This window comes from Pseudomonas sp. FEN (assembly GCF_904067045.1).
In the GTDB taxonomy this organism is placed as follows: domain Bacteria; phylum Pseudomonadota; class Gammaproteobacteria; order Pseudomonadales; family Pseudomonadaceae; genus Aquipseudomonas.
In genome coordinates this window covers 212,998-226,643 of sequence record NZ_CAJFDC010000012.1, presented here as the reverse complement: position 1 = coordinate 226,643, position 13,646 = coordinate 212,998, and the positions used below count along the sequence as shown (strand labels likewise).

Annotated in this window: 11 protein-coding genes; all 11 read left to right on the top strand. The window is 61.8% G+C overall.

Translation table 11 applies throughout. The annotated features are described in order from the left end of the window. The first annotated feature begins 382 nt into the window (after window positions 1-382). Window positions 383-2,338, top strand: a complete 1,956-nt coding sequence (gene acs / locus PFEN_RS13185) for an acetate--CoA ligase (RefSeq protein ID WP_191487254.1) — start codon at window positions 383-385, stop codon at window positions 2,336-2,338. Between the two features lie 608 nt (window positions 2,339-2,946). Continuing rightward, window positions 2,947-3,723 carry an ABC transporter substrate-binding protein gene (locus PFEN_RS13180; protein WP_191487253.1) on the top strand — a complete coding sequence of 259 codons (777 nt, stop codon included), beginning with the start codon at window positions 2,947-2,949 and terminating at the stop codon, window positions 3,721-3,723. Window positions 3,724-3,814: 91 nt separating this feature from the next. Continuing rightward, complete coding sequence (locus tag PFEN_RS13175; protein WP_191487252.1) at window positions 3,815-4,504, top strand: ABC transporter permease; 690 nt, start codon at window positions 3,815-3,817, stop codon at window positions 4,502-4,504. Then, window positions 4,501-5,199, top strand: coding sequence for an ABC transporter permease (locus PFEN_RS13170; RefSeq protein ID WP_191487251.1), 699 nt, complete (start codon window positions 4,501-4,503; stop codon window positions 5,197-5,199). The genes PFEN_RS13175 and PFEN_RS13170 overlap by 4 nt, the downstream gene beginning before the upstream one ends. Before the next feature lie 2 nt (window positions 5,200-5,201). Beyond that, on the top strand, window positions 5,202-6,314 hold the full coding sequence (locus tag PFEN_RS13165; protein WP_191487250.1) for a succinylglutamate desuccinylase/aspartoacylase family protein: 1,113 nt from the start codon (window positions 5,202-5,204) through the stop codon (window positions 6,312-6,314). A gap of 28 nt (window positions 6,315-6,342) precedes the next feature. Next, complete coding sequence (locus tag PFEN_RS13160) at window positions 6,343-7,107, top strand: ABC transporter ATP-binding protein (protein WP_191487249.1); 765 nt, start codon at window positions 6,343-6,345, stop codon at window positions 7,105-7,107. Window positions 7,108-7,231: 124 nt separating this feature from the next. Further along, the gene (gene argR, locus PFEN_RS13155; protein ID WP_191487248.1) at window positions 7,232-8,224 is read left to right on the top strand and encodes a transcriptional regulator ArgR; all 993 of its coding nucleotides are present in this window, start codon (window positions 7,232-7,234) and stop codon (window positions 8,222-8,224) included. Between the two features lie 277 nt (window positions 8,225-8,501). Next, the gene (locus PFEN_RS13150) at window positions 8,502-9,722 is read left to right on the top strand and encodes an aspartate aminotransferase family protein (RefSeq protein ID WP_191487247.1); all 1,221 of its coding nucleotides are present in this window, start codon (window positions 8,502-8,504) and stop codon (window positions 9,720-9,722) included. A 243-nt stretch (window positions 9,723-9,965) separates the two neighbouring features. Beyond that, a complete protein-coding gene (gene aruF, locus PFEN_RS13145; protein WP_191487246.1) occupies window positions 9,966-10,985 on the top strand; it encodes an arginine/ornithine succinyltransferase subunit alpha in 1,020 nt (339 codons plus the stop codon). A 73-nt stretch (window positions 10,986-11,058) separates the two neighbouring features. Then, a complete protein-coding gene (gene astA / locus PFEN_RS13140) occupies window positions 11,059-12,084 on the top strand; it encodes an arginine N-succinyltransferase (RefSeq protein ID WP_191487245.1) in 1,026 nt (341 codons plus the stop codon). Next, window positions 12,081-13,550 (top strand): succinylglutamate-semialdehyde dehydrogenase, encoded by a 1,470-nt coding sequence (gene astD / locus PFEN_RS13135; protein ID WP_191487485.1) that lies wholly within the window; start codon window positions 12,081-12,083, stop codon window positions 13,548-13,550. The genes astA and astD overlap by 4 nt, the downstream gene beginning before the upstream one ends. Window positions 13,551-13,646: the final 96 nt, after the last annotated feature.

Sequence of the window (13,646 nt, the reverse complement as noted above, 5' to 3'; positions counted from 1 at the left end):
CACGTAGCCTTTGTCAGGCTACGTGTGTAACGGTCTTGATTTGAATTCGAATTAACGGCCTTCGTGGGGGCTGTCGCTAAGTTAATTCGTTGCCTTAGTTGGCGAAACGAATGTTAAGAGTCTGCCAAACATTCATATAGAGGGGGTTTTGATAAAGACTATTGACAAAACCTGTAACAATCGTCGAAAAACGTCTCCCGGGACGGCTTTTCGAGTTATTTTCAGTACCCCGGAAATCGCTACAGGCGGCAGGCTTGAAGCCTCGCTGCGGTTGGTACGAGCGTTTGCCGGGTTTTGTTACTACCATCGTCGAATGGCTTCATGGCGCAGGCCCGGCTACAACGGGGCCATAAAACAACAACTATCCACCGAGGTAAGAAAGATGAGTGCGGCTTCCCTGTACCCCGTTCGTCCTGAGGTTCTGGCGACTACGCTGACCGACGAGGCGACCTACAAGGCGATGTACCAGCAGTCAGTCGTCAACCCAGACGGCTTCTGGCGCGAACAAGCCAAGCGCCTCGATTGGATCAAGCCTTTCACCACGGTGAAGCAGACCTCCTTCGACGATCACCATGTCGATATCAAGTGGTTTGCCGACGGTACCCTGAACGTTTCCTATAACTGCCTGGACCGCCACCTGGCCGAGCGTGGCGATCAGGTCGCGATCATCTGGGAAGGCGACGATCCCGCCGAATCCCGCAACATCACTTACCGCGAGCTGCACGAGCAGGTCTGCAAATTCGCCAACGCCCTGCGTGGCCAGGATGTACATCGCGGCGACGTGGTGACCATCTATATGCCGATGATCCCCGAAGCCGCGGTCGCCATGCTCGCCTGTGCCCGCATCGGTGCGATTCACTCGGTGGTGTTCGGTGGTTTCTCGCCGGAAGCCCTGGCCGGTCGCATCATCGACTGCCGTTCCAAAGTGGTGATCACTGCCGATGAGGGTGTGCGTGCCGGCAAGAAGATCCCGCTCAAGGCCAATGTCGACGACGCCCTGACCAATCCGGAAACCAGCAGTGTCCAGAAAGTCATCGTGTGCAAGCGCACGGGTGGCGATATCAAGTGGAACCAGCATCGCGATATCTGGTTCGAGGACCTGATGAAGGTCGCTGGCAGCGTCTGTGCGCCGAAAGAGATGGGCGCCGAAGAAGCACTGTTCATCCTCTACACCTCCGGCTCCACCGGCAAGCCCAAGGGTGTGCAGCACACCACCGGCGGTTACCTGCTGTATGCGGCGCTGACCCACGAGCGGGTGTTCGACTACCGTCCGGGCGAGGTCTACTGGTGCACCGCCGACGTCGGTTGGGTCACCGGCCACACCTATATCGTTTACGGCCCGCTGGCCAACGGCGCGACTACCCTGATGTTCGAAGGCGTACCGAACTATCCGGACATCACCCGGGTGGCGAAGATCGTCGACAAGCACAAGGTCAATATCCTCTACACCGCCCCGACCGCGATCCGCGCCATGATGGCCCAGGGTACGGCGGCGGTTGAAGGCGCCGATGGCAGCAGCCTGCGCCTGCTCGGTTCGGTGGGCGAGCCGATCAACCCGGAAGCCTGGGAGTGGTACTACAAGAACGTCGGCAAGTCGCGCTGCCCGATCGTCGATACCTGGTGGCAGACCGAGACCGGCGGCAACATGATGAGCCCGCTGCCGGGCGCTCACGCGCTCAAACCGGGCTCGGCGACACGGCCGTTCTTCGGCGTGGTGCCGGCGCTGGTGGACAACCTGGGCAACATCATCGAGGGGCCCGCCGAGGGCAACCTGGTGATCCTCGATTCGTGGCCGGGCCAGGCGCGGACCCTGTACGGCGATCACGACCGTTTCGTCGATACCTACTTCAAGACCTTCAGTGGCATGTACTTCACCGGTGACGGTGCGCGCCGTGACGAGGATGGTTACTACTGGATCACCGGGCGCGTGGATGACGTGCTCAACGTGTCCGGTCACCGCATGGGGACCGCCGAGATCGAGAGCGCCATGGTTGCCCATCCAAAAGTCGCCGAGGCGGCGGTGGTGGGGGTGCCGCACGATATCAAGGGGCAGGGTATCTATGTCTATGTCACCCTCAACGGTGGCGAAGAGCCTAGCGAGGCGCTGCGCCTGGAGTTGAAGAACTGGGTGCGCAAGGAGATCGGGCCGATTGCCACGCCGGATGTCATCCAGTGGGCGCCGGGGTTGCCGAAGACCCGTTCGGGGAAAATCATGCGGCGTATCCTGCGCAAGATTGCCACGGGCGAGTACGACGGCCTGGGGGATATTTCCACCCTGGCGGATCCGGGTGTGGTGCAGCATCTGATCGATACCCACAAGGCCATGAACGCCGCGTAACACGCGTTCAAGGTTGACCGAGCCCCGTCTGGCCTAGTGCCAGGCGGGGCTTTTGTTTTTTGGGGGTGTTTGCCTTGTAGGAGCAACCGGCCGCCGCTCCTACAGGGGCGGAGGCAGTGTCCGTGAGTGAAGTGAGATAAATATCGGTTTTTGCTGCGAATTTCTCCCTCTGTTACCCATTGTTCAGTGGGTAACTAAATGTGTCACCTGCTGCGCTTATGCGAGGCAAAGGGAAACGCCCGTGCTCGTTTCTGGCCCGAATCCTGAGGCTTTGAAATCTCATCGAACGTCGTGCTTGCCGGAATAGAAGGCTTTGCCAATAATAGGCCCGCTATTTGCAGGATAGATCGGTTAACCCCTTCTTTTGCCTTTGCATAAAACTCAAGGGCTGTCAATGTGTCCGAGGTGCTTTCTCGGTGCTTCTGTAATTAGTTGTCGCATTGAGGAACTATCGGCTTCGGACCTGTCGTTAGAATGCCGATCACTCGCTTGGCGTGGCTCATGCCGAATTCGTTCACTGCCGACCGCTACGCGAAGACTGCTTTCCCATCCGCATATTGGGCTGTTGCTCACTCTGCCGTTTTGCCCTTGACCGATGGAGTCCTAAGATGAAGAAACTCGTGCTGCTTGGCGCCCTGGCACTGTCCGTGCTGTCGCTGCCGACCTTCGCCGATGAAAAACCACTGAAAATTGGTATCGAAGCCGCCTACCCTCCGTTTGCGTCCAAGGCGCCGGACGGTAGCATCGTCGGTTTCGACTACGACATCGGCAATGCCTTGTGCGCGGAAATGAAGGTCAAGTGCGTCTGGGTCGAGCAAGAGTTCGACGGTCTGATCCCGGCCCTCAAGGTCCGCAAGATCGACGCCATCCTGTCGTCGATGTCGATCACCGAAGATCGCAAGAAGTCGGTCGACTTCACCAACAAGTACTACAACACCCCGGCTCGCCTGGTGATGAAGGAAGGCAGTGTTGTCAGTGACAACCTGGCCGAGCTCAAGGGCAAGAAAATCGGCGTGCAGCGCGGTTCGATCCACAACCGCTTCGCGGAAGAAGTCCTCAAGCCGCTGGGGGCCGAGATCAAGCCTTACGGTTCGCAGAACGAGATCTACCTGGACGTGGCCGCCGGCCGCCTCGACGGTACCGTGGCCGACGCCACCCTGCTGCAGGACGGTTTCCTGAAGACCGACGCCGGCAAGGGCTTCGCCTTCGTCGGCCCGCAATTCACCGACGAGAAGTACTTCGGTGATGGCATCGGTATCGCCGTGCGCAAGGGCGACAAGGCCGATCTGGACAAGATCAACGGCGCCATTGCGGCGATCCGCGCCAACGGCACGTACAAGAAGATTCAGGACAAGTACTTCGACTTCGATATCTACGGCAAGTAAGCCGTCGCAGCGACAAGTCGGAAATGGCGCAAGCAGCAGGAGCTCTGAGGTTTGCGCCATTTTTTCATCCCTAATTTCGAGGACCTGAATCATGTTGAAAGGCTACGGGGCTGTCATCCTCGATGGCGTTTGGCTGACGCTTCAGCTCGCCTTGTCCTCCATGGCCCTGGCCATTGTTCTGGGGCTGATCGGGGTGGCCTTGCGTCTGTCGCCGGTGCGCTGGCTGGCCTGGCTGGGCGACCTGTATGCCACGGTCATCCGCGGGATTCCCGACCTGGTGCTGATCCTGTTGATCTTCTACGGTGGCCAGGACCTGCTCAACCGCGTCGCACCGTTGCTCGGCTATGACGACTACATCGACCTCAATCCCCTGGCCGCCGGTATCGGCACCCTGGGGTTCATTTTCGGCGCCTACCTATCGGAAACCTTCCGCGGCGCCTTCATGGCGATCCCCAAGGGACAGGCCGAGGCCGGCATGGCCTACGGCATGAGCGGCCTGCAAGTGTTTTTCCGGGTGCTGGTGCCGCAGATGATTCGCCTGGCGATTCCCGGTTTCACCAACAACTGGCTGGTCCTGACCAAGGCCACCGCGCTGATTTCCGTGGTCGGCCTGCAAGACATGATGTTCAAGGCCAAGCAGGCGGCGGATGCCACCCGTGAGCCGTTCACCTTCTTCCTCGCAGTGGCGGCGATGTACCTGGTGATCACCAGTGTCTCGTTGCTGGGGCTGCGTCACCTTGAGAAGCGCTACTCGGTAGGCGTAAGGGCGGCTGATCTATGATCTTCGACTACAACGTCATCTGGGCAGCCATGCCGCTGTACCTCGGCGGCTTGCTGACCACCCTGAAACTGTTGGCCTTGTCGTTGCTGTTCGGTCTGCTCGCGGCGTTGCCGCTGGGGCTGATGCGGGTCTCCAAGCAACCGCTGGTGAACATGGGCGCCTGGCTCTACACCTATGTGATTCGCGGTACGCCGATGCTGGTGCAGTTGTTCCTGATCTACTACGGCCTGGCCCAGTTCGAAGCGGTGCGCGAAAGTTTCCTCTGGCCCTGGCTGTCGAGCGCGACCTTCTGTGCCTGCCTGGCCTTTGCCATCAACACCAGCGCCTACACCGCCGAAATCATCGCCGGCAGCCTGCGGGCCACGCCCAATGGCGAAATCGAGGCGGCCAAGGCCATGGGCATGTCGCGCTACAAGTTGTACCGCCGCATCCTCCTGCCGTCGGCCCTGCGCCGGGCGTTGCCGCAGTACAGCAATGAAGTGATCATGATGCTGCAGACCACCAGTCTGGCCTCCATCGTGACCCTGATCGATATCACCGGCGCCGCCCGCACCGTCAACGCCCAGTATTACCTGCCGTTCGAAGCCTACATCACCGCCGGTGCCTTCTACCTGGGTCTGACCTTTATCCTGGTACGCCTGTTCAAGCTGGCCGAGCGCCGCTGGTTGGGTTACCTGGCGCCGAGGAAACACTGACTATGCAACGTATTGATCATCCCTTGCCCTGGGGCAGCCTGGGTACCGAACGCCAGGTGTCGGTGTTTCGTTTTGGCGCTGGCGAGCGCAAGGCCTATATCCAGGCCAGCCTGCATGCCGACGAGTTGCCGGGCATGCGTACCGCCTGGGAACTGAAAAAACGCCTGCTCGAGCTGGAAGCCCGCGGCGCCCTCAAGGGCGTGATCGAACTGGTGCCGGTGGCCAATCCGATTGGCCTCGGCCAGTTATTGCAAGGCAATCACCAGGGGCGTTTCGAGTACGGCAGCGGTAAGAACTTCAACCGTGATTTCGTCCAGTTGAGCGAGCCGGTCAGCGCCTTGCTGAAAGATCGCCTGGGCGATGACCCGCACGCCAATGTGCAACTGATTCGCCAGGCCATGCTCGAGGTGCTGGCCGCGTTGCCGGCGGCGACCAGTCAGTTGCAGGGCATGCAGCGGGTGTTGCTGCGTCACGCCTGCGATGCCGATCTGGTGCTCGACCTGCATTGCGATTGCGAAGCCGCGTTGCATATGTATGCCTTGCCCCAGCACTGGCCGCAGTGGCGTTCCCTGGCGGCGCGGCTCAAGGTTCGCGTCGGCTTGCTGGCGGAAGAGTCGGGTGGCACTTCGTTCGACGAGGCTTGCTCGTTACCCTGGTTGCGTCTGTCGCGGGAGTTCCCGGGCGCACCGATTCCCCTGGCGTGCATGGCCACCACCATTGAGTTGGGCGGCCAGGCCGATACCGCTCGAGAGCAGGCCGAGGCCCAGGCCGAAGGGATTCTGGCGTTTCTCGCCGAGCAGGGCCTGATCGCCGGCGAATGGCCGGCCCCGCAGCAGGAACCTTGCGAGGGCATGCCGTTCGAAGGCACCGAATTGCTCTATGCGCCGCACCCGGGCGTGTTGAGTTTCCTGCAGCCGGTGGGCAGTTGGGTGGAAGCCGGCGACCCCCTGTTCGAAGTGATCGATCCATTATCCGACCGGGTCAGCACCGTATGTGCCGGCACGAGCGGTGTGTTGTATGCCGTGGAGCGGCTGCGTTACGCCCAACCCTCGATCTGGCTGGCCAAGGTGGCGGGGCGCGTACCGCTTCGCCACGGACGCCTGCTCAGCGACTGACCTGACTGTTTTTGTGAGAACCGACCGCATGTACAAGCTTGAAGTCCAAGACCTGCATAAACGCTATGGCAGTCACGAGGTGCTCAAGGGGGTGTCCCTGGCCGCCGCCGCTGGCGATGTGATCAGCATCATCGGCTCCAGTGGCTCCGGCAAAAGTACGTTCCTGCGCTGCATCAATCTGTTGGAACAGCCCTATGCCGGGCGCATCCTGCTCAACAATGAAGAGTTGAAGCTGGTGGCCGGCAAGGACGGTGCGCTGAAGGCCGCCGATCCAAAACAGTTGCAGCGCATGCGTTCGCGGCTGTCGATGGTGTTCCAGCATTTCAACCTGTGGTCGCACATGACCGCGCTGGAAAATATCATCGAGGCGCCGATTCATGTCCTCGGCATGTCGAAGAAAGAGGCGCTGGAAAAGGCTGAGTACTACCTGGCGAAAGTCGGCGTGGCACATCGCAAGGATGCCTACCCGGGTCATATGTCCGGCGGCGAGCAGCAACGCGTGGCGATTGCCCGGGCGCTGGCGGTGGAGCCGGAAGTGATGCTGTTCGACGAGCCGACCTCGGCCCTCGACCCCGAACTGGTGGGCGACGTGCTGAAGGTGATGCAGGCCCTGGCCCTGGAAGGTCGGACCATGGTGGTGGTCACCCATGAGATGGGGTTTGCCCGTGAAGTCTCCAATCAACTGGTGTTCCTGCACCAGGGCGTGGTGGAAGAACGCGGTAATCCGCGCGAAGTGCTGGCCAATCCACAATCCGAGCGCCTGCAGCAATTCCTTTCGGGCAGTTTGAAATAGCCGCCGCTTTTTATGCTGCCGTTGCGCACCCGAATAGGTCATGCTCCGCGCCGAGCGCGGCGTGGTCTATTTTGAGTTGGCCGCCCTCGGCTTTTCACTCTGTTCTGTTTTCGGATTGCCTGCCATGACTGCCCATCGAATTGGTTTCCTGATTTGGCCCGGCACCCAAGCCTTGACGCTGGCGCTGGCCGAGGAGGCTTTGCGTGTCGCTCAGCGGGTGCATCCGGAAGTCGTCTACGAATTGTCGTTCCTGCAGGCTGAAGTGCCCGCCGAGAGCTTGTCCGGTGGTGGCTGGCAACTACCGGGCGAGTCCTGGGTTGGCAAGCTGGAAGGTTTCCAGAAGCTCTTCCTGCTGGCGGACGAGCCACCCACCAGCCTGACTCCGGCCTTGAGCGGCGCGCTCAAACAATTGGTTCGCGCCGGCTGCGTGGTCGGCGGTTTGTCCGCCGGGGTGTACCCATTGGCCCAGCTCGGCTTGCTCGACGGCTATCGCGCGGCGGTGCACTGGCGTTGGCAGGATGATTTCGCCGAACGGTTTCCCAAGGTGATCGCCACCAGTCATCTGTTCGATTGGGACCGTGACCGCCTGACCGCCTGCGGTGGCATGTCGGTGCTGGACCTGCTGTTGGCGGTCCTGGCCCGCGATCATGGCGCCGAGTTGGCCGGCGCGGTCTCCGAGGAGTTGGTGGTCGAGCGCATTCGCGAAGGTGGCGAGCGCCAGCGTATTCCGTTGCAGAACCGCCTGGGCTCCAGTCATCCGAAGCTGACCCAGGCGGTGCTGTTGATGGAGGCCAATATCGAGGAACCACTGACCACCGACGAGATCGCCCAGCATGTCTGTGTGTCGCGACGCCAGTTGGAGCGGATCTTCAAGCAGTACCTCAACCGCGTACCGAGCCAGTATTATCTGGAGCTGCGCCTGAACAAGGCCCGGCAGATGCTGATGCAGACCAGCAAGTCGATCATCCAGATCGGCCTGTCTTGCGGTTTCTCTTCGGGGCCACATTTCTCCAGCGCCTACCGCAACTTCTTTGGCGCCACGCCGCGCGAGGATCGCAATCAGCGGCGCAGCAGCAGTCCGTTCGAGTTGTCGTCGGTGCCTTCGGAACGCGGCTGAGGGTGACTCTTCGCGGGCGGCATGGGACGGTTTCTCGTCAGCATCGAGGCTGTCCGGCGTCCGTTGCCACACGTGCCTAAATAGATACCAAAACAGTGGCCAACGTTTAAACTGCGCCTTTGTGACGCAAATTGTCGCATTGCCGACAACCCCGGCTAAACCCGGTTTGGCGCTATAAGAAGTTGTCGCTTGGCGGCAAGGGCCGACCGAAAACTGTCCTTACAATCCCCCCATCGCTCGCCAGTTCCAGGCAAGCGTTCCTCTTCAGGAGACTCCGATGTCCGTTGAGCAAGCTCCGGTGCAACGCGCCGATTTCGATCAGGTCATGGTTCCCAACTACGCACCTGCGGCTTTTATTCCTGTGCGTGGCGCGGGTTCCCGAGTATGGGACCAGGCCGGCCGGGAGCTGATCGATTTCGCCGGCGGTATCGCGGTTAACGTATTGGGCCACGCGCATCCGGCACTGGTTGGCGCACTGACTGAACAGGCAAACAAGCTGTGGCACGTGTCCAACGTCTTCACCAACGAGCCAGCCCTGCGCCTGGCCAAGAAACTGGTGGACGCGACCTTCGCCGAGCGGGTGTTCTTCTGCAACTCCGGCGCTGAGGCCAACGAGGCTGCGTTCAAGCTGGCCCGGCGTGTCGCGTTCGACCGCTTTGGTACGGAAAAGTACGAAATCATCGCCGCGCTCAACAGCTTCCACGGGCGCACCCTGTTCACCGTGAACGTCGGTGGCCAGTCGAAGTATTCCGATGGCTTCGGGCCGAAGATCACTGGTATCACCCATGTGCCGTTCAATGACCTGGACGCACTGAAAGCCGCGATCTCGGACAAGACCTGCGCCGTGGTGCTGGAACCGATCCAGGGCGAGGGCGGCGTACTGCCGGCCGAGCAGTCCTATCTGCAAGGTGCCCGCGAGCTGTGTGACCAGCACAACGCATTGCTGGTGTTCGACGAAGTACAGACCGGCATGGGGCGCAGTGGCGCGCTGTTCGCCTACATGCAATACGGCGTGATCCCGGACATCCTCACCAGCGCCAAGAGCCTGGGCGGCGGCTTCCCGATTGCCGCGATGCTCACCACCGAGGTGTTGGCCAAGCACCTGGTGGTCGGCACCCACGGCACCACCTACGGTGGTAACCCGCTGGCGTGTGCGGTCGGCAACGCGGTGATCGATGTGGTCAACACCCCTGAAGTGCTGAGCGGCGTCAATGCCAAGCACGCTGCATTCAAGACCCGCCTGGAGCAGATCGGGGCCAAATACGGCCTGTTCACCCAGGTCCGTGGCATGGGCCTGTTGCTCGGTTGCGTACTCGCCGATGCCTGGAAGGGCAAGGCCAAGGACGTGTTCAACGCCGCGGAAAAAGAAAACCTGATGATCCTGCAAGCTGGTCCGGACGTGATTCGCTTTGCGCCGAGCCTGGTGGTTGAGGACGCGGACATCAAGGAAGGCCTGGATCGCTTCGAGCGCGCCGTGGCCAAGTTGACGCAAGCCTGATGGACCGCCTGGCGTTGGCCCAGGATGGCCGCCGCCGGGCCTATATTTCCTGTACCGGGCACGCACGCCCCTGCTTGTAGGAGCGAGCTGGCTCGCGATGGCATCACTGCGGTTTGTCTGAAAAAACCCGGCGCCTGCATCGCGAGCCAGCTTGCTCCTACAGAAAAGCTCGGCGTACCCCACCCGGTATTTTTTTCTGTCGGCGCCAAGCGCCGACCTGTTCTGGATTGAAGGAGTGACACCATGCTGGTGATGCGCCCCGCGCAAATGGCTGACCTGGACGAGGTACGGCGCCTGGCCGCGGACAGCCCGATCGGTGTCACTTCCCTGCCGGATGACGAAGGCCGCCTGCGCGACAAGATCGCGGCCAGCGAAGCCTCGTTCGCCGCCGAAGTCAGCTTCAATGGCGAAGAAAGCTATTTCTTCGTGCTCGAAGACACCGCCACCGGCAAGCTGGCGGGCTGCTCGGCCATCGTTGCCTCGGCGGGTTACTCGGAGCCGTTCTACAGCTTCCGCAACGAGACCTTCGTGCATGCGTCCCGCGAGCTGAAGATCCACAACAAGATCCATGTGCTTTCCCAGTGCCACGACCTGACCGGCAACAGCTTGCTGACCAGCTTCTACGTGGTCCCGGAACTGGTGGGTTCGGCCTGGTCGGAACTCAATTCCCGCGGGCGCCTGCTGTTCGTCGCCAGTCATCCGGAACGCTTCGCCGATTCGGTGGTGACCGAGATCGTCGGCTACAGCGACGAGCATGGCGACTCACCGTTCTGGGACGCCATCGGTCGCAACTTCTTCGACTTGAACTACGCCGAGGCCGAGCGCCTGTGCGGCCTGAAAAGCCGAACATTCCTCGCCGAGCTGATGCCGCATTACCCGATCTACGTGCCGCTGCTGCCGGACGCGGCCCAGGAGGCGATGGGCCAGGTGCACCCGCGTGCGCAGATCACCTTCGACATCCTGATGCGCGAAGGCTTCGAAACCGATCACTACATCGACATCTTCGACGGTGGCCCGACCCTGCATGCGCGGGTCAGTGGGATTCGTTCCATCGCCCAGAGCCGCGTGGTACCGGTGAAGATCGGTGATGTCGGCAAGGGTGGCGGCCGCCAATACCTGGTGTCCAATGCGCTGCTTCAGGACTACCGCGCGGTGCTGCTGGAGCTCGATTATGCACCGGGTAAACCGGTCACCCTGGACCTGCAAGCCGCCGAGGCCCTGGGGGTCGGCGAAGGTGCCAGCGTGCGCCTGGTAGCGGTTTAAGGCCGGTATCGAAAGCAGCCTTACAGCGAGTTTCGCGGGCACCCGTCAGCCGGTGCCCGTTTGAGGAGATAGCATGATCGTTCGTCCCGTACGCAGCAGCGATTTACCCGCTCTGATCGACCTGGCCCGCAGCACCGGCACCGGCCTGACCACCTTGCCGGCCAATGAAGAGCGCCTGGCCCATCGGGTCGGCTGGGCGGAAAAAACCTTCACTGGCGAAGCCGGTCGCGCCGATGCGGATTATCTGTTCGTACTCGAAAACGACGATGGCCGCGTGGTCGGCATCAGTGCCATTGCCGGCGCCGTGGGCCTGCGTGAGCCGTGGTACAACTTCCGGGTCGGCCTGACGGTCAGCGCCTCCCAGGAACTGAAGATCTACCGCGAGATTCCGACGCTGTTCCTGGCCAACGACCTGACCGGCAACTCGGAGCTGTGCTCGCTGTTCCTGCATGCCGACTATCGCAGTGGCCTCAATGGCCGCATGCTGGCCAAGGCGCGGATGCTGTTTATCGCTGAGTTTCCGGAGCTGTTCGGCAACAAGATCATTGCCGAAATGCGCGGCATGTCCGACGCCGCCGGGCGTTCGCCGTTCTGGGAAAGCCTGGGCCGGCACTTCTTCAAGATGGAGTTCAGCCAGGCCGATTACCTGACCGGGGTGGGCAACAAGGCCTTTATCGCTGAACTGATGCCCAAGTTTCCGTTGTACACCTGCTTCCTCTCCGAAGAGGCGCGCGCGGTGATCGGCAAGGTGCACAGCGACACCGAGCCGGCACTGGCCATGCTCAAGAGCGAAGGTTTCAGTTACCAGGGCTATGTCGACATCTTCGACGCGGGCCCGGCGGTGGAGTGTGAGACCAGCAAGATCCGCGCGGTGCGCGACAGCCAGGCGCTGGTGTTGGCCATCGGCACTCCGGGGGAGGATGCCACGCCGTACCTGATCCACAATCGCAAGCGCGAGGACTGCCGCATCACGGCGGCCCCGGCGCGTCTGGCGGCGGGTACCCTGGTGGTCGATCCGCTGACCGCCAAACGTCTTCAACTGAGTGCGGGCGATCAGGTTCGCGCGGTTCCGCTGTCTGCTTCCCGGGAGTCGAAATAATGAGCACGCTTTACATCGCGGGTGCCTGGCAGGCAGGCCAGGGCGAAGCCTTCGAATCGTTGAACCCGGTTACCCAGCAGGTGCTGTGGTCCGGCAAGGGCGCCAGCGCCGCACAGGTCGACGCCGCCGTGCAGGCCGCGCGCCAGGCGTTCCCGGCCTGGGCCAGGCGTTCCCTCGACGAGCGTATTACAGTGCTTGAGAGCTTTGCCGCCGAGTTGAAAAAGCGTGCCGACGAGTTGGCCCGCTGCATCGGTGAAGAAACGGGCAAGCCCCTGTGGGAAGCGGCGACCGAGGTGACCAGCATGGTCAACAAGATCGCCATCTCGGTGCAGAGCTACCGCGAGCGTACCGGTGAGAAGAGCGGCCCGCTGGGCGACGCCACCGCGGTGTTGCGCCACAAGCCCCATGGCGTGGTGGCGGTGTTCGGTCCTTACAACTTCCCGGGCCACCTGCCCAATGGGCATATCGTGCCGGCGTTGCTGGCCGGTAACAGCGTGCTGTTCAAACCCAGCGAGCTGACTCCCAAGGTCGCCGAGCTGACCGTGCGCTGCTGGATCGAGGCTGGCCTGCCGGCGGGTGTGTTGAACCTGTTGCAAGGCGCGCGGGAAACCGGGATCGCGCTGGCGGCGAATCCGGGTATCGACGGTCTGTTCTTCACTGGCTCGAGTCGCACCGGCAACCATCTGCATCAGCAATTCGCCGGGCGTCCGGACAAGATCCTGGCCCTGGAAATGGGCGGCAACAACCCGCTGGTGGTCGATCAGGTCCAGGATCTGGACGCGGCGGTGTACACCATCATTCAGTCGGCCTTTATCTCCGCCGGCCAGCGTTGCACCTGTGCCCGTCGTCTGCTGGTGCCCGCGGGGGCCTGGGGCGACAAGCTGCTGGAGCGCCTGGTGGCGGTCAGCGCGACCATAGAGGTCGGTGCGTTCGACCAACAGCCGGCACCGTTCATGGGCTCGGTGGTATCCCTGGGGGCCGCGCGTGCGTTGATGGAAGCCCAGGCGCAGCTGTTGGGGCATGGCGCAGTGGCGTTGTTGGCCATGACTCAGCCGCAAGCCACTGCGGCATTGCTGACCCCGGGTATTGTTGATGTGACGGCCGTGGCCGAGCGTCCGGATGAGGAGTTGTTCGGCCCGTTGCTGCAAGTGATCCGCTACGCCGATTTCGATGCGGCGATTGCTGAAGCCAACAATACGCAGTACGGCCTGGCGGCAGGCCTGCTGTCGGATTCCGCGGCACGTTACCAGCAGTTCTGGTTGGAAAGCCGGGCCGGGATCGTTAACTGGAACAAACAACTGACCGGCGCGGCCAGCAGCGCACCGTTCGGTGGGGTCGGGGCATCGGGCAACCATCGCGCCAGCGCCTATTACGCGGCGGATTATTGCGCGTACCCGGTGGCGTCGCTGGAAACGCCGAGCTTGACGGTGCCCGCGACCTTGGCTCCGGGTATCCGGCTGTCCTGAGCCGGCGGGCCTGCGAGCCCTATCGCCAGCAAGCTGGCGATGACCGCGAAGCGGTCGCCATACACTGATGTTTTGATGCCTATAAAAACAGATTCA

Bases quoted from the DNA above. Each gene is read 5' to 3' on its own strand.
- PFEN_RS13165 (WP_191487250.1), top strand. From the start codon at position 5,202: ATGCAACGTATTGATCATCCCTTGCCCTGGGGCAGCCTGGGTACCGAA.
- PFEN_RS13170 (WP_191487251.1), top strand. From the start codon at position 4,501: ATGATCTTCGACTACAACGTCATCTGGGCAGCCATGCCGCTGTACCTC.
- PFEN_RS13150 (WP_191487247.1), top strand. From the start codon at position 8,502: ATGTCCGTTGAGCAAGCTCCGGTGCAACGCGCCGATTTCGATCAGGTC.
- argR (WP_191487248.1), top strand. From the start codon at position 7,232: ATGACTGCCCATCGAATTGGTTTCCTGATTTGGCCCGGCACCCAAGCC.
- PFEN_RS13160 (WP_191487249.1), top strand. From the start codon at position 6,343: ATGTACAAGCTTGAAGTCCAAGACCTGCATAAACGCTATGGCAGTCAC.
- aruF (WP_191487246.1), top strand. From the start codon at position 9,966: ATGCTGGTGATGCGCCCCGCGCAAATGGCTGACCTGGACGAGGTACGG.
- astA (WP_191487245.1), top strand. From the start codon at position 11,059: ATGATCGTTCGTCCCGTACGCAGCAGCGATTTACCCGCTCTGATCGAC.
- PFEN_RS13175 (WP_191487252.1), top strand. From the start codon at position 3,815: ATGTTGAAAGGCTACGGGGCTGTCATCCTCGATGGCGTTTGGCTGACG.
- acs (WP_191487254.1), top strand. From the start codon at position 383: ATGAGTGCGGCTTCCCTGTACCCCGTTCGTCCTGAGGTTCTGGCGACT.
- PFEN_RS13180 (WP_191487253.1), top strand. From the start codon at position 2,947: ATGAAGAAACTCGTGCTGCTTGGCGCCCTGGCACTGTCCGTGCTGTCG.